The sequence below is a fragment of the Kitasatospora sp. NPDC059673 genome (genome assembly GCF_042734215.1).
GTDB lineage: Bacteria > Actinomycetota > Actinomycetes > Streptomycetales > Streptomycetaceae > Kitasatospora.
Window position 1 is genome coordinate 289,735 of sequence record NZ_JBHWEN010000005.1, and the last position, 20,450, is coordinate 310,184.

General features: G+C 70.7%; 11 protein-coding genes and 5 pseudogenes. 12 read left to right on the forward strand and 4 right to left on the reverse strand.

Annotated elements, in window-relative coordinates; translation table 11 throughout:
• Window positions 1–81 precede the first annotated feature (81 nt).
• Entirely contained in the window at window positions 82–3,672 is a 3,591-nt protein-coding gene (locus tag ACFV18_RS09280; protein ID WP_380480922.1) for a hydantoinase B/oxoprolinase family protein, read from the forward strand.
• Between the two features lie 150 nt (window positions 3,673–3,822).
• On the opposite strand, the pseudogene ACFV18_RS09285 reads toward ACFV18_RS09280, so the two are convergent.
• The 3 genes and pseudogenes from ACFV18_RS09285 to ACFV18_RS09295 all read right to left on the reverse strand — a co-directional run.
• Window positions 3,823–3,975 (reverse strand): annotated as a pseudogene (locus ACFV18_RS09285) (type I-E CRISPR-associated endonuclease Cas1); the annotation flags it as partial.
• Window positions 3,942–4,751, reverse strand: coding sequence for a type I-E CRISPR-associated protein Cse2/CasB (casB, locus tag ACFV18_RS09290; protein ID WP_380480925.1), 810 nt, complete (start codon window positions 4,749–4,751; stop codon window positions 3,942–3,944). The pseudogene ACFV18_RS09285 and the gene casB, both read right to left, overlap by 34 nt.
• Complete coding sequence (locus ACFV18_RS09295) at window positions 4,748–4,873, reverse strand: hypothetical protein (RefSeq protein WP_380480928.1); 126 nt, start codon at window positions 4,871–4,873, stop codon at window positions 4,748–4,750. Before ACFV18_RS09295 ends, casB begins: the two co-directional genes overlap by 4 nt.
• Before the next feature lie 94 nt (window positions 4,874–4,967).
• Between ACFV18_RS09295 and ACFV18_RS09300 the strand changes: the two are divergent.
• From ACFV18_RS09300 to ACFV18_RS09320, 5 genes and pseudogenes are all read left to right on the forward strand, one after another.
• Window positions 4,968–5,633: pseudogene (locus ACFV18_RS09300) on the forward strand (UDP-N-acetylglucosamine 1-carboxyvinyltransferase); the annotation flags it as partial.
• Between the two features lie 411 nt (window positions 5,634–6,044).
• Window positions 6,045–6,767, forward strand: coding sequence for a WXG100 family type VII secretion target (locus ACFV18_RS09305; RefSeq protein WP_380480931.1), 723 nt, complete (start codon window positions 6,045–6,047; stop codon window positions 6,765–6,767).
• Window positions 6,764–10,582, forward strand: coding sequence for a DUF6531 domain-containing protein (locus ACFV18_RS09310; RefSeq protein WP_380480934.1), 3,819 nt, complete (start codon window positions 6,764–6,766; stop codon window positions 10,580–10,582). Before ACFV18_RS09305 ends, ACFV18_RS09310 begins: the two co-directional genes overlap by 4 nt.
• Window positions 10,579–11,061 carry a hypothetical protein gene (locus tag ACFV18_RS09315; protein ID WP_380480936.1) on the forward strand — a complete coding sequence of 161 codons (483 nt, stop codon included), beginning with the start codon at window positions 10,579–10,581 and terminating at the stop codon, window positions 11,059–11,061. Before ACFV18_RS09310 ends, ACFV18_RS09315 begins: the two co-directional genes overlap by 4 nt.
• Window positions 11,062–13,155: 2,094 nt before the next feature.
• Window positions 13,156–14,496: a GH1 family beta-glucosidase gene (locus ACFV18_RS09320; RefSeq protein WP_380480939.1), complete on the forward strand. Its 1,341-nt coding sequence runs from the start codon at window positions 13,156–13,158 to the stop codon at window positions 14,494–14,496.
• Window positions 14,497–14,518: 22 nt separating this feature from the next.
• Here ACFV18_RS09320 and ACFV18_RS09325 read toward each other — a convergent pair whose 3' ends face one another.
• Window positions 14,519–15,022: a hypothetical protein gene (locus tag ACFV18_RS09325; RefSeq protein WP_380480942.1), complete on the reverse strand. Its 504-nt coding sequence runs from the start codon at window positions 15,020–15,022 to the stop codon at window positions 14,519–14,521.
• Window positions 15,023–15,130: 108 nt separating this feature from the next.
• On the opposite strand from ACFV18_RS09325, the gene ACFV18_RS09330 reads away from it, so the two are divergent.
• The 6 genes and pseudogenes from ACFV18_RS09330 to ACFV18_RS09355 all read left to right on the forward strand — a co-directional run bounded on the left by ACFV18_RS09330 (window position 15,131) and on the right by ACFV18_RS09355 (window position 19,806).
• Window positions 15,131–15,637 carry a winged helix-turn-helix transcriptional regulator gene (locus tag ACFV18_RS09330; protein ID WP_380480945.1) on the forward strand — a complete coding sequence of 169 codons (507 nt, stop codon included), beginning with the start codon at window positions 15,131–15,133 and terminating at the stop codon, window positions 15,635–15,637.
• A 169-nt stretch (window positions 15,638–15,806) separates the two neighbouring features.
• Window positions 15,807–17,011: pseudogene (locus ACFV18_RS09335) on the forward strand (TIGR02677 family protein); the annotation flags it as partial.
• Between the two features lie 12 nt (window positions 17,012–17,023).
• Window positions 17,024–17,485 (forward strand): annotated as a pseudogene (locus ACFV18_RS09340) (SbcC/MukB-like Walker B domain-containing protein); the annotation flags it as partial.
• 21 nt (window positions 17,486–17,506) lie between these two features.
• Window positions 17,507–17,995 (forward strand): annotated as a pseudogene (locus tag ACFV18_RS09345) (hypothetical protein); the annotation flags it as partial.
• Between the two features lie 103 nt (window positions 17,996–18,098).
• The gene (locus ACFV18_RS09350) at window positions 18,099–18,698 is read left to right on the forward strand and encodes a DUF2399 domain-containing protein (RefSeq protein ID WP_380480946.1); all 600 of its coding nucleotides are present in this window, start codon (window positions 18,099–18,101) and stop codon (window positions 18,696–18,698) included.
• Between the two features lie 154 nt (window positions 18,699–18,852).
• Window positions 18,853–19,806: an acyl-ACP desaturase gene (locus ACFV18_RS09355; RefSeq protein ID WP_380480949.1), complete on the forward strand. Its 954-nt coding sequence runs from the start codon at window positions 18,853–18,855 to the stop codon at window positions 19,804–19,806.
• Window positions 19,807–20,450: the final 644 nt, after the last annotated feature.

A 20,450-nucleotide genomic window follows, 5' to 3' on the forward strand; every position in this document is an offset into this window, starting at 1 on the left:
CCCCCGGGCGGATACTCGACGAGGGGCGCGGCCGGGCGTGGCCCGCCGAACCGGCGTCCCGAAGCGGCGGAAGGGGCCGAAATGCCCGGCCGGGGCTGGCAGTTCTGGGTGGACCGCGGCGGCACCTTCACGGACGTCGTCGCGCTGGCACCCGACGGCCGGCTGCTGACCCGCAAGCTGCTCTCGCACGACCCGGCCCGCTACCGCGACGCGGCCGTGGCCGGCATCCGCGCCCTGCTTCCGTCCGGCGGCGAGCGGATCGACTCCGTGCGGATGGGCACCACGGTCGCCACCAACGCCCTGCTGGAGCGGGCGGGCGAGCCGACCGCCCTGGTGGTGACCCGGGGCTTCGCCGACGCGCTGCGGATCGGCTACCAGAACCGCCCACAGATCTTCGCCCGGGAGATCACCCTGCCCGAACCGCTCTACACCCGGGTGATCGAGGTGGACGAGCGGATCACCGCCGACGGAACGGTCCTGCGCCGACCCGACCTGGACCGGCTCGCGGAGGAGCTGCGCCAGTGCCGGCGGGACGGCATCGGCGCGCTCGCGGTGCTCTGCCTGCACAGCTACCTGCACCCCGCGCACGAGCAGCAGATCGGCCGGCTCGCCGAGCGGCTCGGCTTCGACCAGGTGTCGCTCTCCAGCGAGACGAGTCCGCTGATGAAGCTGGTGCCGCGCGGCGACACGGCCGTGGCCGACGCCTACCTCTCGCCCGGCCTGCGGCGCTATGTCCGGCAGGTGGAAGGGGAGTTGAGCGGTGTACCGGTGATGTTCATGCAGTCCAACGGCGGCCTCGCCGCGGCCGGCCACTTCCGCGGCAAGGACGCGATCCTGTCCGGCCCCGCCGGTGGCATCGTCGGCATGGTGCGGATGTCCCGACTGGCCGGATTCGAGCGGGTGATCGGCTTCGACATGGGCGGCACGTCCACCGATGTGTCGCACTACGCGGGCGAGTTCGAGCGGGTGGTGACCACCGAGGTCGCCGGGGTGCGGCTGCGGGCGCCGATGCTGGCGATCCGTACGGTCGCGGCCGGCGGCGGCTCGGTGCTGCGCTTCGAAGGCGGACGGCTGCGGGTCGGCCCCGACTCGGCCGGCGCCGATCCCGGGCCCGCCTGCTACCGGCGCGGCGGGCCGCTCACCGTCACCGACGCCAACCTGCTGCTCGGCCGGATCCAGGCCGAGCACTTCCCCCGCGTCCTCGGGCCGGACGGCGACCAGCCGCCCGATCTCGACCTGGTCAGGCGTCAATTCGCCGTACTGGCAGGCGAGATCGCCGCAGATTCGGGGACCGGCTGCTTGCCGGAGCAGGCCGCGGAAGGCTTCCTGCGGATCGCCGTCGGGAACATCGCCAACGCGATCAAACGGATCTCGGTGCAACAGGGCCACGACGTCACCCGGTACGCGCTGACCACCTTCGGCGGCGCCGGCGGCCAGCACGCCTGCGCGGTCGCCGAGGCGCTCGGCATCCGCACGGTGCTGGTCCCGCCGATGGCCGGGGTGCTCTCCGCGCTCGGCATCGGCCTGGCCGACACCACCGTGCTGCGCGAACATGCCGTCGAACGCCGGCTGGAGACAGGGGCCATGGCGGACCTGCGCGCCCTGTCCGAGGAACTGGCGGCGGGCGCCACGGCCGAGCTGCGGGACCAGGGGATCGCGCCGGAGCGGATCCGGCTGGCCCACCGGGCCCGGCTGCGGTACCACGGCACCGACACCACCTTGGACGTCACGCTCGGCGAACTCACCGACATGACACGGGAGTTCGAGGAACGGCACCGGGCCACCTACTCCTTCCTGATGGACCGTCCGATCGTCGTCGAAGCCCTCACGGTGGAGGCCACCGGCCTCACCGAGCAGCCGGACCTGGGCGCGCCGGAGGTCCACCGGCAGGGACCAGCCGTGCCGCCCGCCGTCCGGATGGCCATCGGCGGCCAGTGGCGCGAGGTGCCGCTGCTGCAGCGCGAGTGGATGCGCCCCGCCGACACCGTCACCGGGCCGGCCGTGATCGCCGAGGCCGGCTCCACCACGGTCGTGGACGACGGCTGGCGCGCCACCGTCACCCCCGCCGGCCACCTGCGGATCGAGCAGATCGCCGACCGGGCCGGGCCCGCCGTCACCGCCGAGGCCGATCCGGTGCTGCTGGAGGTGTTCAACAACCTCTTCATGGCGATCGCCCAGCAGATGGGCGCCCGGCTGGAATCGACCGCCCAGTCCGTCAACATCAAGGAACGGCTGGACTTCTCCTGCGCACTGTTCGACCCCGAGGGCAACCTGGTCGCCAACGCCCCGCACATCCCGGTGCACCTGGGCTCGATGGGCACCACCGTCAAGGAAGTGCTCCGCCGCCGCGGACCGGCGATGCGACCGGGCGACTCCTACGCCGTCAACGACCCCTACCACGGCGGCACCCACCTGCCCGACATCACCGTCATCACCCCGGTCTTCGACCCGGCCGGACACGAAATCCTGTTCTTCGTCGCCTCCCGCGGGCACCACGCCGAGATCGGCGGGATCACCCCCGGCTCGATGCCCGCGACCAGCCGGGAGATCGAACAGGAAGGCGTCCTCTTCGACAACTGGCTGCTGGTGGCGGACGGCAGACTCCGCGAGGCCGAGACGCTGCGTCTGCTCACCGACGCGCCCCACCCCTCGCGCGACCCGAACACCAACCTCGCCGACCTGCGGGCCCAGATCGCCGCCAACCGCAAAGGAGTCGACGAAGTCAACGCGATGATCGAACAGTTCGGGCTCGACGTGGTCCAGGCCTACATGCGGCACGTGCAGGACAACGCCGAACGGGCGGTGCGCGAGGCGATCGGCTCGCTGTCCGACGGCTCCTACCGGTACGAGACCGACACCGGCGCGGTCATCGCGGTACAGATCCGGGTGGACCGCCGCCGGCGCACCGCCACCGTGGACTTCACCGGCACCTCGGCCCAGCTCGACAGCAACCTCAACGCGCCGTCCGCCGTCGTGAACGCCGCCGTGCTGTACGTCTTCCGCACCCTGGTCGCCGACGACATCCCGCTCAACGACGGCTGCCTGCGCCCGCTGCGGATCGTCGTCCCACCCGGCTCGATGCTCGCCCCACGCCCACCGGCCGCCGTCGCCGCCGGCAACGTCGAGACCTCACAGGCCGTCACCGGCGCGCTCTACGCCGCCCTCGGCCTGCAGGCCGAAGGATCCGGCACCATGAACAACCTCACCCTCGGCAACGACCACCACCAGTACTACGAAACCATCGCCTCCGGCTCCGGCGCGGGCCCCGACTTCGACGGGGCCGCCGCCGTCCAGACCCACATGACCAACTCCCGGCTGACCGACCCGGAAGTCCTGGAATGGCGACTGCCCGTCCTGCTCGACGAGTTCGCCGTCCGACCCGGCAGCGGCGGAACAGGCCGCCGACAGGGCGGTGACGGCGCGGTACGCCGGATCCGCTTCCGCGAGCCGATGACGGTCAGCATCCTGTCGGGCCACCGCCGCGTCCCCCCGTACGGCATGGCCGGCGGAACACCCGGCGCACTCGGCGCCAACCGCCTGCTGCGCCACGACGGCACGATCGAGCCACTGCCCGGCTTCGCGACCGTGAACGTCGAACCGAACGACATCCTGGAGGTCGAAACCCCGGGCGGCGGCGGCTACGGCGACCCGGAACCACCGCACCACCCATGACGCCGCACGGACCCTTCCAGCACCCTCCCCGGAAGAGCCCCGAAGAACCGCCGGCCCGGCAGACCCCCGCTCACGCGGGGAGGGCACGGGACCGACCAGCCCGTCAACGGTCAGACCCGGCAGACCCCCGCTCGCGCGGGGAGGACTCGCGGCGCGGGCCTGGCGTTCGAGCCAGGTGGTGCTGAGGGATTCGGGCAGGGTCGCGGCGTAGCAGCGGACGCCGCCGGATCCGGCGGCGACGACGGTGGTGCCGTGGCGGGCGAGGGTGGTCAGGGCGCGGGCGGTGATGGAGGTGCCGGGGCCTCCGCGACGCCGGTCGCCTCGTCGCTGTCCATCGCGGCCTGCAATCCCGCGCGGTGTCGGGCCCGGTAGAAGTCCTGCAGCCAATACCGCTTCACCGGGCCCCCGTACTGGCGCCACTGGTACAGGTCCACCAGCAGCAGCGACCAGTCCACCCGCGCCCCGGCCTCGCGCAACTGCCGTACCGCACCCGGAAGATGACGAAGCAGGCCCTCCACGCTCTGACGGGCCAGCAGGTTCAGCCGCGTCTCCGCCGAGCTCTCGCGCATCCCCCCGGACGCCACCGCCTCCGCGAACGACCTGCCCAGACTCCACCGGACCGGCCGGTCCGCCCCCGGCCGACCGGCGTTCGGTGTCCCGCCGCTGCCAGGAGCCTCGGCAGCAGCGGCGATGTGAGGAGCCCCGGCAGCGCCGCAGGTGTGAGCACCCGCGACGCTCTCCGCCGATCCGTCGATCTCCTCCAAGTCGGCCAGGGTGTACTGGCTGCGGCGCTGCGCGGCGATCATTGCCGCCACCGCGTAGTACGCCCGCTGCACGTCCTGGCCGGCATCGGTCGGCAGCCACGGGGCTACGAACCGGTGCATCGACGGCACTTGGTTCAGCCCCTTGCCCGCACCCTGCCGCAGCGCCGCCCGCACCCCCGGGTCCGCCGCGCACCGCTGCTCGACCCAGCGGGTGAACGCCTTCGGACCGGTCGGCCGCGTCCGGCCGGCCTGCCGGGGGATACGGCCGGCCGGCGTCTGCGGCACCTGCCCGACCGTCGCCGCCTCACTCGTCACTTCGCCACCACCTTCTTCGCCTCCCGGCGGACCGCACCCTTGCGCTTGCCGCCGTACAGCTCGATCCGTGCCGCCTCGCACGCCCGCGCACCCCGCACCGACACCGCGGCCCGTGCCGTCACCGCATCGAAGGCCGTCCGGCACCAGCAGCAGCGCGTGTTGGGAGCGCCCCGTCAACGACGCACACGGGCCCGGGAGCTGCGGCGGCACCCCCAGCTCACCGTGCACGGCCTGGTCCGGATCGCCTGCGACGTGGACTACTCGCCGTCGGAGGACCCGGTGGAGGCGATGAGCCTGCTGACCGCCGCGGTGGTGACGTCCTCGGAGCTGACGGTCCGCCGGGCGCCGATCGAGTTCCTGGAGATCGAACTCGCGGTCCTGGAGGGCATGGGCCTCGACTACGACCTGAGCACGGAGTACCCGGCCGACAACGGCCGGACCCGCCTCGTCGACGTGACGGTGCGCCCGTCGAAGCTGGAAGCGCCGATCGACAAGATCCACCCGATGCCGTTCCCGGGCATCAACATCGACAACGTGCCGTTCTTCGCGGTCATCGCGGCCATGGCGCAGGGCTCGAGGCAGATCCACGACTGGGTCTACGACAACCGGGCGATCTACCTGACCGGCCTGAACAGCCTCGGCGCGACGGTCAAGCTGATGGACCCGCACCGCGTACTGGTCGACGGCCCGACCCGCTGGCGCGCGGCAGAGATGATGTGCCCGCCGGCCCTGCGGCCCGCGGTCGTGGTGCTGCTGGCGATGCTCGCGGCCGAGGGCACCTCGGTGCTGCGGAACGTGTACGTGATCAACCGGGGGTACGAGGACCTGGCCATGCGTCTGAACTCCCTGGGCGCGCAGATCGAGACGTTCTACGACCTCTGAGCCGGCCTCCGCGGCCGTTGGCCGGGAGTCATTTCAGCGCATCTGACCTGCGGGAGTACCTCTTGGAACTCCCGCCGCTACTCGCTGGGCCTCGCTCTGGTGCGAGATGAGTGTGACCTGGCGGCGCTGATGGCTGACGATGAGTCAGCCTTGCCGCGTTGGGACGGGTTTCGTCACACTCCTCACCGGATGTGGCGAAACCCGCTCTTCGGTAGTCACAAGCAGCCGATCACCAGTCCCGCTCGGGGAACCCAGGCGTCCAAGGAGCTGGGGCACCCTCGGGTGCGCCACGGGGCAGCTGCCGCGGTCCGGGGTCGTTTCGTTCGGTGGGATTCCTCGTTCCCCTCTTCGGGTATTCGATTTTGGCCTAGGGTCGTACGGACATGTGGTGCCGTCGGGGGAGGGCGTAACGTGGCGATCGAACTGCCCGGCGAGGTAGTGGAGTTCTTGTCGTTCATCGGTATCAACTGGCCGACGGTGAACGAGGACAAGGTGCGTGAGTTCGGCTCGCACGTGCGGGAGTTCGCGCAGAACGTGGAGTCGGTGCACCAGGAGTCGACGGCGACGGTCCAGCGGCTGGGGCAGGCGTACGAGGGGGCGTCGTACGAGGCGCTGCTGGCGAAGTGGGCGTCGCTGTCGGAGAGCCATCTGACCGAGCTGGTGCGGGCGTGTCATGTGGTGGCGGACGCGCTGGATGTCGCGGCTGACGTGATCGTGGCGATGAAGGTCGAGACGATCGGTGAACTGATCGCGCTGGCGGCGGCGTTCGTCGCGGACCAGGCTGCGGCGGTGGCGACGCTGGGTTTGGCGGAGGCGGCGGTGGTCCTGATCGAGGAGACCGCGAAGCGTCTGATCAACTACCTGGAACAGCAGTTGGAGCAGTACATCATCGCGCAGGTGGTGGAGGCGGCGATCGGTCCGCTGGTGGACACGGTGGCGAATGCGGTGCAGGGGTTGGTGTTCCAGGCCGCGGAGGCGGCGCTGGGGGTCTCAAGCAGCAGTGGAGGAACGGGCTTCCGGATCGATCCGGACGCCTTGGACGAGCACGCGCGGATGATGCACGAGCAGGCGGAGACGGTGGCCGGTCACGCGCAGGCATTCCAGTCGAAGATCGCGGGGGTGAGCTTCGAATGAGCAACCAGATCGTGAAGGCGCTGGAGGACGGCGCGCAGAAGCTCGGCAAGACGCTGGCGGAGGATGCCGGCAAGGCATTGAAGAACCTGTACCGGCATGCGGGCGACAACCTGAAGAAGGTCGCCAAGAACGTCCGGGAGATCGAGGAGAAGCACGTCAAGGATCTGGAGAAGATCCTCAAGGGCGACGGCAAGGGCGGTCTCCCACACCCCCGTTCGGGCAGTGGCGGGCGGGGGAAGGGCGGCGGTTCCCATCCGAAGAGGCGGGGCCGTGACCAGGTGAAGAGCCCCCGGACCGAGGGTCGCGACCACGGTTCCCGCAAATGTCCGGGCGAGCCGGTCGACATCGCGACGGGGCGGATGTTCATCGACCAGAACGACGTCACCCTTCCCGGCTCACTGCCTCTGGAGTTCACCCGCAGCTTCGAATCGGGGCTGCTGACGGGCCGTTGGATGGGTCCGAAGTGGATCTGCACCTTCGACGAGCGTCTGGAGATCGACGAGCAGGGCGTCGTCCACGTCCGGGCCGACCGCATCACCCAGGCCTACCCGCACCCCGAGCCCGGCGACCCGGTCCACGCCTCCGCCGGCTCCCGCCACGAACTCGACCTGGTCGACGGCCACTTCACCGTCACCGACCCCTCAACCGGCCTCGTCCGCACCTTCACCCCCACCTCCGACGGCGACGAGGCCCTGCTCACCGAGGTCCGCGACCGTCACGGCCGCCACTACACCCTCGCCTACGACGAGGACGGCGTCCCCGTCTCGATCACCCACTCCGGCGGCTACCGACTCCTCGTCACCGTCGACAACGACCGCATCACCGCCCTGCGCCTCGCCAACGCCACCGACACCGGCGGCGACGCCCTCCTCACCCGCTACAGCTACACCGACGGCCACCTCACCGCCGTCTACAACTCCAGCGGCAAGCCCATGCGCTTCACCAACGACACCGCCGGCCGACTCCTGTCCTGGACCGACCGCAACAACTCCCAGTACCGCTACACCTACGACGCCCACGACCGCGTCACCGACGAGGGCGGCACCACCGGCGCCCTGCGCTTCACGTTCGGCTACGGCGACCGCGACCCGGCCACGGGCCTGCGCACCCACACCGAGACCAACGCCCTCGGTCACACCACCACCTACCTGATCAACGACCACGCCCAGGTCGTCGCCGTCACCGACCCCCTCGGCCACACCACCCATTACGAACGCGACGGCTATGACCGCCTGTTGGCCGAGACCGACCCGCTGGGGCGCACCACCCGCTACGAGTACGACGGCGCCGGCGACCTCATATGCGTCACCCGCCCCGACGGGGCGCAGGCCACAGCGGAATACACCGGCAGCCTGAGCCTTCCGGTCACCGTGACCGAGCCGGGTGGAGCGACCTGGCGACACACCTACGACGAGGCCGGTCGGCGCACGTCACTGATCGATCCGCTCGGAGCGGTCACGGCATACGCCTACGACGAGTCGGGTCATCTCGCCTCGGTCACCGACGCGTTGGGCCGCACCACGCTGGTGCGGTGCGACCGCGCCGGGCTTCCCCTGGAGGTCACCGACCCGGTGGGTACCACCACCCGGTTCGACCGCGACGCGTTCGGCAGGATCTCGGTCATCACCGAGCACCTCGGTGCGCGCACGAGGCTGACCTGGACGACCGAAGGCCACCTCGCCACCCGCACCGCCCCCGACGACAGCACCGAGTCCTGGAGCTACGACGGCGAGGGAAACCTGCTGAGCCACACCGACGCCCTCGGCCAGGTCAGCACCTTCGACTACACCCACTTCGAGAACCTCGCGACCCGCACCGACCCCGACGGCGCGCGGATCCGGTTCAGCTACGACGCCGACATGCAACTGGTTTCGGTCACCAACGCCCTCGACCAGATCTGGACTTACAGCTACGACCCGGCCGGCCGGCTGATCGGCGAGACGGACTTCCACGGCCGCAACCGGCGCTACGAGTTCGACGGCGCCGGTCAGGTCGCCTCGATCACCGACGCTTCGGGCCGCACCACCCGCTACTCCTACGACCTCCTCGGCCGCCTCCTCACCAAGGTCGCAGGCGACCGGACCACCACGTTCGGATACGACGCCGGCGGGCACCTGATCCGTGCGACCAACGCCGACGCGGACGTGGTCCGGATCGTCGATGTGGCCGGCAACCTCCTGGCCGAGACCGTCAACGGGCGGACTCTCAGCCACCTGCGCGACCCCATCGGCCGTCGGCAACGACGCACCACCCCCGCCGGCCACGTCAGTGACTGGTCGTACGACGCCACAGGCCGGCCGAGCGCCGTCACGACGACCGGCGGGCGGATCGCGTTCGGCTACGACGAGGCCGGCCGGGAGCAGCAGCGCACCATCGGCGACCAGGTGACCCTCACCAGCCAGTGGGACCCGCTGCACCGCCTGACCGCACAGACCCTGCGCCGAACCGGGCCCGCCGGGCCGGAGGTTCTCCAACACCGGGCCTACGCCTACCGCGCCGACGGCAACCTCACCGGCATCGACGACCTGCTGAACGGACACCGGGCCTTCGACCTGGACGCCGCAGGCCAGGTGGCCGCCGTCCACGCCGACGGCTGGACCGAGCGCTACGCCTACGATCCGGCCGGCAACGTCACCGCTGCCGAATGGCCCGCCACGTCCGCCGGCGAAGCCGCCCTCGGGGCCCGAACCTACCAAGGCGCCCAGCTTGCCGCGGCCGGACGGGTTCGCTACGAGTACGATGCGGACGGGCACTTGACGCTTCGACAGGTCACGCGACTGTCCCGCAAGCCCGACACCTGGCAGTACACCTGGGACGCGGAGGACCGTCTCGTCGCGGTCACCACCCCCGACGGCACCCGCTGGCGCTACCTGTACGACCCGTTCGGGCGGCGCATCGCGAAGAACCGCCTCGGCTCGGACGGCGTCACCGTCGAGGAGCGGACCGACTTCACCTGGGACGGCCTCACGCTCGCCGAACAGACCACGCACGCCGCGTACTTGCCGGGCCCGCACACGCTCTCCTGGGACCACCTGGGACTCGACCCGCTCGCACAGACCGAGTCCATCAAGACCAGGCCGGCCGCGGACTCCGAACAGGCGCGGACCGACCGCCGGTTCTTCGCCATCGTCACCGACCTGATCGGCACGCCGAACGAACTGGTCGACGCGGTGACCGGCACCATCGCCTGGCGCACCACCCCGACGCTCTGGGGAAACACCACCTGGCCGGCCGACAGCACCACCTACACCCCGCTGCGCTTCCCCGGACAGTACTTCGACCCCGAGACCCGCCTGCACTACAACCTCAACCGCTACTACGACCCCGAGACCGCCCGCTACACCAGCCCCGACCCGCTGGGTCTGGCACCGTCGCCCAACCCCGGGTCCTACGTCCGCAACCCGCACACCTGGTCGGACCCGTACGGTCTGTCGCCGCACGGCAAGAAGAAGGACAAGCCGCACGTGTCCGCGATGGCGCCCGACTGGGCGACCAAGGGCGCCCACATTCACGTCGGCCGGGACGAGGTCCGGGTCTGGGCCGAGAAGACGACGAAGAAGCTGAAGAACGGCGAGGAGGAGGTGTCGTTCCAGTTCAAGTCCGAGGGGATTCGCCTCAGCCACGGCATGGCCTCGCAGCGCAGCGTGGACACGGCGGCCGACCTGGTACATTCCGACCCGAAGCTCCGGGCCGACCTCATCGCGAAGGCCAAGTCCGCCCAGGACCATATGCGAAACGGCGGCAACTGGGGCAACAAGCAGAACCGCGCGGACGAGATGCAACATCTGATCGAGTACTTGGAGACACTGTCGTGAACGGTGCTGCATTCATCGCCTCTGTCATCGCCACCGGCAGACTCCACGGCATCGGCATCGGCTCCCCGATCGCAGACGTCGACCGGGCGTTCCGAAGCCGGTGGATCGACGACGTGGACGAGCCGAACCTGTCCTTGCGGCGGGACTACGGTCTGGTCGAGCTGTACTTCAACGGGCCCGAGTGGGTCGTGGTTGGCGGCTCCGTCGAACTCCACCGCCTTGCCACCGTGGACGGGCTGGCCGAGGAGTGGCAGAAGGACGAGGGGGTCGAGTTCTCCGAATACCTCGCATGGAGCGAGGTGAAGACCGCGCTCGCCCATCTCCCCGACGCCCCCGCTCTGACGGTGGACCACCGCCAGAGCGGCTACGTCGAGTACCGGGCGCAGGCCCTGAGGGTCTCGGCGCTGGTGGTCGACAGCCACGAGGAGCGCGACGACTGGCCGGGGCACGGCGATGTGTTCAGCGTCGCGTTGGGTTAGTACGGCAACGGTGCTCACCGTGAGAATCACCGGTTCGGCGCGCAGGGTTGTTCATGGGCGGGGAGATGTCCGACGGTGGTGCCCATTGTGGGGCACGTGGGGTCGGGCCTGTGTTCGTCGTGTCCGTGCCGGGCTAAGACGTGGGCATCCTGGAGTCGAGCGCTTGGGTGAGAGCGGTCAGGGAGCCGGGGGCGACAGTTTCCATGGCGTCCAACGCGGTGCGCCAGCCGCCGAGGTGGATGGCTTCGGCGCACAGTCGGCGTCCCTGCGGCGTGGGCCCGAGTGCCATGGCGATGTGGGCCAGGGCCAAGACACGATGTGTTCCCTGGAGGTGTCGGGCGGTCTTCTCCGCTGCCTGGAAATCTCCTGAGCGGACCTGGACTTGGGCGATTTCGGCCCAGAGGGCGGCGTCCTGGGGGTGTCCGATGCCCTGCTCACGCGCAATCGCCAGTGTCTGCCGGAGGAGGTCAGAGATCTCGCCTGCTCGTTGCGCGGCCGGGAGCGCGGAGGCGATGGCGATCAGGGCACGGATGCGGGCGGTGGGCTTGCGCAGCCCCGTCGCGAAGCTGACTGCGAGGTCGAGATCGCTGGTGGCGAGGACGGACGCGAAGTCGGCGCTGAGGCCTGCAGTGAGCCGTTCGTGGTCCGCATCGGAGAGCCGGCTGAGAAGTACCAGGCATTGCCGGGCGTACTGATGTGCCTGCTCGGTGTCGCCGGCGACGTGGAACTGTTCGGCGAGATCGGCCAGGCACGTCGTTCGTACCGACAGCGGGCTCAGCCGTCGGACCAGTACCGCGGCCTGTTCGGCTGCACCGCACCGGTTGGAGGCAGAAGGCCACCTCTGCGGTCAGACTGGCATCATGGTCGTCGTCGTCCAGTTGCATCAGCCAGGTGGAGAGGTCGTCGGCGAGGGAGCGGGCCTCCCGGGTGCGTCCCTGATCGGCGAGTGCGGCGGCCACATCCGCGAGGGTGGTGATCAGCATGCCCCAGTCGGTGAGTGTGCTGGCAGGTTCGAACGCTTCGTCGTCGTACCCCTGTTCCGCGAGGAAGCGTGCTAGGCGCGCGATCGGTCCTTCCCGCTCGTCGGGGTCGGACATGGTCGTGAGGACGGTCCGGGCCCGACGGGCAAGGGTGAGCGCGCCGTCGCGGTCGCCGATCTGGGCGAGGGCGGCGGCCAGATCCACGAGGACGTGCACGTTGCGGACCGCGCGCTCGTGCCCGGCGTCCGGGCCCGGCAGGAAAGACGCGGCCCGGTGGGCGCCCCGGCCCGGTGGCTGCCGTCGAGGCGTTCTTCGGCCCGCATGAGGTGTTGCCAGGACTTCGGCCACCGTCTGACGGGTAATCACAAACCGCTCCCATACGGCTTCCGCCTCCTGCAGCTCGGCCTGCAGAACCTCCACCCGCTGCCGGGCAGCACGCTCGCGCTCCACTCTGCCACCGAGACACCGAGACTATGCCTGACCAGCGGAAACGCACCCGCCACTATCGGATGACAACGGCTTCTGAGATCGGAGCTGGAGATTTGGGGACTTACCGGGGACCGCGCGTCGTTCATCGCCGTCGCTGAGGTGCCTTTCGGTGAACGAACAGCGCGGGCTGTCTACCGTCTGACGTGCAGCGATGTTCATCGCCGGGCGACTGGGGGTCAAGAGGTCGCAGGTTCAAGTCCTGCCACTCCGGCAGAGGCGTCGAGAGTCCCGCTGAAGCGGAGAGGCCCAGGTCGGGGGTCCTTCATGCTGCAGTGACGGCTCGCACGATGGGGTGCAGGCGCCATCCGGTTCCTGCGGGGACCGGGTGGGGGCGGCCGAGCGGTCCGAGTCGGGATTGGTGAGCTCGGTCGAGCGGGGGCCGAGGTGCCGGCGGCGTGCGTGGGGGCGAACCGCGCTTGCGATCGAAGCCCGGGGGGCTTGTGGTCGGGTTTTCGGCCGGAGCCCATGACCGCCGGCGCGGATCGGTCCTTGCGGGGTGTTGGTGGTGTCGGGGTGGTTGGTGAGCCGGTGGATCGGGCGTTCCTGCCTCTGGACCTGCACTCTCCGCCTTCCTAACATGAGCACTGCTCGCATTTTGTGACTCGTGTTGTGTGGAAGGACTCTCATGACGGACCGTTACGACCTCCCCGCCGGCTTCCGCTGGGGTGCCTCCACTGCCGCGTACCAGATCGAGGGGGCGGTCGAGGAGAACGGCCGGGGCCTGTCGGTCTGGGACACCTTCTGCGACCGTCCCGGCGCGGTGAAGAACGGCGACAGCGGGCGGGAGGCCTGCGACCACTACCACCGCTGGCCCGAGGACGTGGAGTTGATGCGCGGACTCGGGCTCGACACCTACCGGTTCTCGCTCGCCTGGCCGCGCGTCCAGCCCACCGGCCGTGGCACCGCCAACGGCGCTGGGCTCGACTTCTACGACCGCCTGGTCGACGGGCTCCTTGCGGCCGGCATCACCCCGCTGCCCACCCTGTTCCACTGGGACCTGCCCCAGGCGCTGGAGGACGAGGGCGGCTGGATGCAACGGGAAACCGCTTTCCGTTTCGCCGAGTACGCGTCGGTGGTGGCCGACCGGCTCGGCGACCGCGTCCCCGCCTGGATCACCCTCAACGAGCCCTTCGTGCACATGGTGTACGGCTATGCCCTTGGCATCCACGCCCCCGGCCGTTCGCTGATGCTCGACGCCCTCCCCGCCGCCCACCACCAACTCCTCGCCCACGGCCTGGCCGCCGCCGAACTCCGCTCGCGCGGCCTCGACGTCCTGATCGCAAACAACCTGACGCCCGTCCGCGCCGCGAGCGACGCGCCGGAGGACCGGGCCGCCGCCGACGCCTACGACGCACTGCACAACCGCCTGTTCACGGACCCGCTGCTGCTCGGCCGCTACCCCGACCTGTCCGCGTACGGGGTGGGGGAGGACCTGCACGGTTCCGTCCGCGACGGCGATCTCGCGCTGATCGCCGCCCCCGGCCTCGACGGACTGGGCGTCAACTACTACAACCCCACCCGGATCGCCGCCCCCACCGCCCCGGGGCTCCCGTTCGCCGAAGCTCCCATCGAGGGCGTTCCCCGCACCCACTTCGGCTGGCCCGTGGTCCCGGAGGGTCTGCGCGAACTCCTGCTGCTCCTCCGGGACCGTTACGGCGCCGCCCTGCCCCCGATCACCGTCACCGAGAGCGGCTGCTCGACCGACGACACCCTCGACGACACCTTCCGCATCGACTACCTGTCCGGCCACCTCGACGCCCTGGCCCGCGCCGCCACCGACGGCATCGATGTCCGCGGCTACTGCACCTGGTCGCTGCTCGACAACTTCGAATGGGCGGAAGGATTCGGCGAGCGCTTCGGCCTCGTCCACGTCGACTTCACCACCCAGGCGCGCACGCCGAAGGCGTCGTACGGCTGGTACCGCGACCTGATCGCGGCTCATCGGGCGAAGGCCGCGGAGCGGTAGCGGTGCCGGGAGGCGCCCGGCGCTACCTGCCGGGCGTCGAGGACCGTTCGGTGCGGCTCGCGGTGATGCGTTCGGCGGCCAGGGCGTGGGCCCGGTCGGGGTCGTCGCCGGTGAGGCGGGTGAGGATGGTCGCGAGCGGCCTGACCTGTCCGAAGCCGCCCCAGTGGCCTTCGGGGATCTCGGTGGGGAACACCCAGATCCGCGCCGGGTCGCGGGGCCAGGCGCCGTCCTCGGCGTCCAGGATGGCCTCGGTGACGTCGGCGATGACGCCTGCGCGCTTGTCGGCGTCGAGCTGTCCCTCGGGCACCGACGGGACGACCTTGTAGCGCGGCGCGTCCGCGAGCCTGCCTCCGACGTAGACGGCGGCGGGGCGGTGCAGGAAGAGCCAGGACACGGAGCGGGTGACCGGGTCGGCGGGGTCGAAGCCCTCGTGGCGGATCAGGATCTCGGTGATCCGGTCTAGCAGCACCGCCTCCGCCTCCGGGCGCAGCGCGCCCTCGGGGATGTGGACATCGAGCATCGGCATGGCCATGACCTCCTGGATTTATTTTCTCCACTCAGGTGGTGGGGAGCCTAGCCGGGGCTGGCTGTAGATTGTCAACCCAGGTGGGTTCCGGAGAGTGGGGATCGAGACATGGCAGCGCAGCAGGAACAGCGGCGGCACGGGCGGATCGACCCGGCGAACTGCTCGATGGGGCGCGCCCTGTCCGTGGTCGGCGAGCGCTGGTCGCTGTTGATCGTGCGCGAGGCCCTCGATGGCGCGAGCCGCTTCGGGGACTTCCGGGCCCGGCTCGGCATCGCCAGCAACCTGCTCTCCACCCGGCTCGACAGCCTCGTCGCCGCAGGCGTACTGCAGCGCGTGCCGTACCGCGAGCCCGGTGACCGGCAGCGTTACGAGTACCGGCTCACCGAGAAGGGGGCGGACCTGCGGCCCACCGTGATCGCCCTGCTGGAATGGGGGGACAAGTACCTCGCCGACGAGCAGGGGCCGTCGGTCGTCGTGCGGCACCGCAGTTCCGAGGGGTCCCGCTGCGACGAACCGGTCGCCCTCGTCCTGGAGTGCGCGGCCGGCCACACCCACCTGCCGCCCGGCTCCGTCTACCGCTCTCCCGGCCCGGGCGCCCACTTCCTGCCCGCCTGAGCCGACGGGGCGGCGCTGGCCTGCCGCACGGCCGCAGCACACGCACGGCAACGGCCGGCGGAAGCGGGTTGCGGGATTCCGGTTCGGCGCTGTCCGTCGTCCGCGTACGGTGATACCGGCCCGGAGCGGGGCCTGCTGAAGGGGGGCGTTGCGCCGGGTGCCGCCGGAGATGTTCCGGTTCACGACGGGGGACAGGGCCGAGCTCCACGGGGCGATCCTGCAGGCGTTCGGCGCGGCCAACGAACGGCTGGAGACGGCACTCGGGCTGGACGAGGTCCGGGCCCGGCTGCGCGCGGTGGGGTGGCTCGACGCGATCGACGACGAGGACCTGCCGGACGCCCTGCGCCGGTTGCGCACCTGGGAGTTGTTCGACGTCGTCCAGAACCACGCGGCGAACTACCGCACGGCCGAGGAGTACGAGCGCCGGAACCTCCAGTACTCGCTGACCCGCCGCGGCGAGGCCGCACTCACCGGAGTGGAGCACGCCCTGTCCGTGCTCGCGGCGACGGGCGCGCCGCAGCCGGTCCGCGACGGCTTCCAGTACGGCGGTCCGGGGTCTTCACCACGCTGCAGGCGCTGGAAGGCCACCTGGAAGCGCTGCTCGCCAACACCAAGGCGTTCAACGGCGAGTTGCAGCGCCTGCTGCGCGCCGAGGACGCGGGCCTGGCGACGTTCCGGGAGGTCAAAGCCGCGACGGTGGCGTACCTCCAGGAGTTCCTGCGCAACCTCGACCAGCGCGCGCAGGCGGTGGCCTCGGCCGTGCAGCGGGTCGAGCAGCGAGGGGTCGGCCTGCTGCACCAACGGGCACTGCGCGGCGCCGAGTTGCCGCCGGCCACGGACCGCGATCCCGCACCGGCCTGGCTGGAGCGGCGCCGGGCACGCCGGGAGGGACTGCGGGCGTGGTTCCTGCCGGCCGACGGCTCACGGCCCCGCGTGGAGCAGCTGCACGACGTCGCACGGCGGGCCATCGTGACCCTCCTTCAGGTACTGGACCGGATCACCGAGTCGCGCCGCCGGTCCTCCAGCGCGGCCCAGGACTTCCGGGTGCCGGCCCGCTGCTTCGCGGCCGCGCCCACCGAGGACGACGACCTGCACCGGCTGTGGTCGGCGGGCTTCGGCCTCGGCCCGGCACGCCACGCCCATCTCGCCCACCCCGACCCCGAGTTGGTGCCCTCCGCACACGGCTGGGCCGAGGCCCGCCGGTCGAGGTGTCCCACCCTGCTGCGCACCAGCGGACGGACCGAACGGTTCACCCGCACCGGCAGGGTCCGTGACATCGGCGCGATCAAGGCGGCCCGGGCCGAACGCGCCCGGAAGGAACGCGCCCGGAAGGAACGCGCCGAACTCGACGCCGCCTGGGAGACCCGCAACACCGCAGCCACTTGAAAGGAACAGCTCGCCGAAGTCCTCGACTGCACCGCCTGGCACCAGTTCGTCGTCAAGCTGGACCGCGCCAACGGCCCCGGCCGGCAACTGCTCACCAAGAAACTCCACGGCGCGCTCTCCGGCGGAGAGAACGCCATCGCCCTGCACCTCCCGCTCTTCGCCGCCGTGGCCGCCCACTACGAAGCGGTGCCGGCCTCGCCCAGGCTGATCCTCCTCGACGAGGTCTTCGTCGGCGTCGACACCGTCAACCGCGGCCAGGTCTTCGGACTCCTCGCCGCGCTCGACCTCGGCCTGGTGCTCACCTCCGACCACGAGTGGTGCACCTACCGCGAGCTCTCGGGCATCGCCGTCCACCGGCTGATCACCGGCACGGACGGCGACGACGCCGTCACCAGCGCGCGCTTCATCTGGACGGGTGCGGAGCTGACGCCCGACAACTCGCCCTCTGCAGACGCAATATGACCGATCGTCATCACCATCGCCATGGCCTGGACGTCCCGGAACTCCGGCCGCTCTGGTGCGTCCTGCACGACCGCTTGTCCACCGGTCGGCCCGTCAGCCGGGTGCGCGTCGGCCCGCTGGACGAGGCCGGCCGGGAAGCCCTGGCCGACCTTCTCGGCCTCGACCGGCTGCCCGGCGCCGAACCGACCGTCCCACTCGCCCGGCTCGAAGCCGCCGTGGCGGAGGCCTGCGGCCAGTCCGTGCGGGACGTGGCGCCGCCGTCCTCGGCCCGATCCGCGACCGGGCCGCCGAACGGGAACAGCAATCGACCCGGCGTGCGGCCTGTGGGAATGGCTCGCCCGCCACCAGGTGGTCACCGCCGAGCCCGCCCTCACCGACTGGGTCACCCACCTCCGGGCCAACGGCCTCGTCGACGGCTCGCTCGACCGGACCCGGAGCCTCCTGACCTCGGCGCTGACCGTCCTCGCCGCGCGCCTCCTCGACGGCGACTCCCACGCCCTCGACGGCGGAACCCGGCTGTCCTCCGTGGTCCTGCGCGCGCTGGCGGCGCTGTACGGCGTCGACATGCCGGACGGCGCCCAGGAAACGGCGGTCGCTCTGGAACCGGGCCGGGGTGGCCGACGACGAGCTCTCCAGCACCGTGCTCGCCGTCGGACTCCGCCTCGACGGCGACGGCCCGCTCGCCCGGATCAGCGCCGAAGCCGGGCACCCCGTCAGCCTGACCCTCGCCCAACTCCGCACACCCGGCGAACTCACCGTACCCACCGGCCCGGTGCACATCAGCGAGAACCCCAGCGTGCTCGCACTCGCCCTGCGCCGCTTCGGCCGCCACTGCCCGCCACTCGTCTGCACCTCCGGCCGGCCCAACACCGCAGTGATCCACCTGCTGCGCCGGCTCGCGACCTCCGGCGCCACCCTGCACTACCCCGGCGACTTCGAGGGCGAGGGCATTCGCATCGGCGCCCACATCGTGGCCAGGACCGGTGCCACCCCCTGGCGCATGGCCGCCGAGGACTACCGCACCGCCGCCGCCCGCCTCCCCACTGCCGCCCCCTGGTCCCCCACCCTCACCGCCGCGATGGCCGAACTGCGCACCGCGGTGGTCGAGGAAGTGGTGGCCGACACCCTGCTCCACGACCTCGCCGCACACTCGGCACCTGCGGCACACGCAGCACAGACGGCACATGCGGCAACCGGGAGCCGAACGGCCTGAGGGCCGCTTCGGGCGCTCAGGCGCTGTCCGGACGCCAACGAAACCCGGCGGCGGCGAATGGGGCCGAATGGCCCCAGACAGGGGGACGGTGGCGAACCTACGGTGGCGTTACCTACGGGACCGTAGGTTTGTTCGTCGATCGAGAGTTGGACCCGTGAGCAGCACCTCCTCCCATCCCCAGTGGACCGATGTCCGACTCCTGCAGGACCTGGAGGAGGTGGTCGAGCGCGAGCTCAACCGCCACCTGCGGGTCTTCAAGGAGTGGATGCCCCACGAGTACGTGCCCTGGAGCCGGGGTCGGGACTTCGACGGGCCGCTCGGCGGCGAGCCCTGGGCGATGGAGCAGTCGCCGCTGACCGAGGTGGGCCGGGTCTCGCTGGTGGTGAACCTGCTGACGGAGGACAACCTGCCCAGCTACCACCACGAGATCGCGACCCTGTTCGGCCGGGACGGGGCCTGGGGCACCTGGGTGCACCAGTGGACCGCAGAAGAGGCACGGCACTCGATGGTGCTGCGCGACTACCTCATCACCTCCCGCGCCGTCGACCCGGTGGAGCTGGAGCGCGCCCGCATGACTCACATGCAGACCGGCTTCGTCTCCGACAACCGGCACTCGCCGCTCCACACCGTCGCGTACGTCGCCTTCCAGGAACTGGCCACCCGCATCTCGCACCGCAACACCGGACACGCCTCGGGCGACCCTGTCTGCGACCGGATGCTCGCGCAGGTCGCCAACGACGAGAACCTGCACATGATCTTCTACCGGAACCTGCTCAAGGCCTCGTTCGAGCTCGCCCCCGACCAGGCGATGCAGGCCGTCAACGAGGTGGTGACGAACTTCCGCATGCCCGGCCACGGCATGCCCGGCTTCGAACGCGCCGCCGCGCGGATCGCCGTCGAGGGCGTCTACAACCTCCGCGTCCACCTCGACGACGTGCTGCTCCCCGTGCTGCGCCACCTCAAGGTGATGGAGATGGGCGGGCTCGGGCCGGACGGGATCAGGGCCCAGATGGAGCTGGGCCTGATGCTCGACGGCCTGGCCGCCCAGGCGACCCGTTTCGACGAACGGCAGGCGGCGATTCGCGCCCGGCGGGCCGCCAAGGGCTGACGCCGTCGTCCTGGAGCCGTCGTTCTGGAGTGTCGTTCTGAAGCACCAGCCTCCGCCCGCGATGCCGGCGGAGGCTGCGGACGTTGGGGCGGACAGGGCCGGTTGTCTCGGGCGCGGAGTTGGAGTACTGTTCACCAGTCGCTCGGCAGGGAGCACCGGACACGCATCTGTGTGGACGGTCCCGGGGCGGCCAATCCCTGAGAACCACCCAGTTGATCCGTGACGGGTCGCGTCCTTTCGCGTCTCCGTTCGTATTTGCTGTGCGCGTTTTCGGAGATTGCGGCGGATTCGCTTTTCGGAGCGGGGATCGGCTAGAGTTTGAAACGTCGGACGGGCCGTCAGGTCGGGAAGGCGAAAGCGAGTCGGACTGAATGAAACTCCGGAAAACGGAGCGGAAAACATCTGATAAGCTGGAAACACGAAAGAACGAAGCACTCGGAGGGCCCGCAGGAATGCGGCTCGAAGGAAGTGTCCGTTCCTTGAGAACTCAACAGCGTGCCAAAAGTCAACGCCAGATATGTTGACATCCCCGGCCGGTCCGTCTGGATCGGTTGGAGATTCCTTTATGAAGTAATACTAGCGAGGACGCAGTGCGCAGGACCGCCATATTCCGGTGGTTGCTGTGCCGCTCTTTCGTGAAAGCA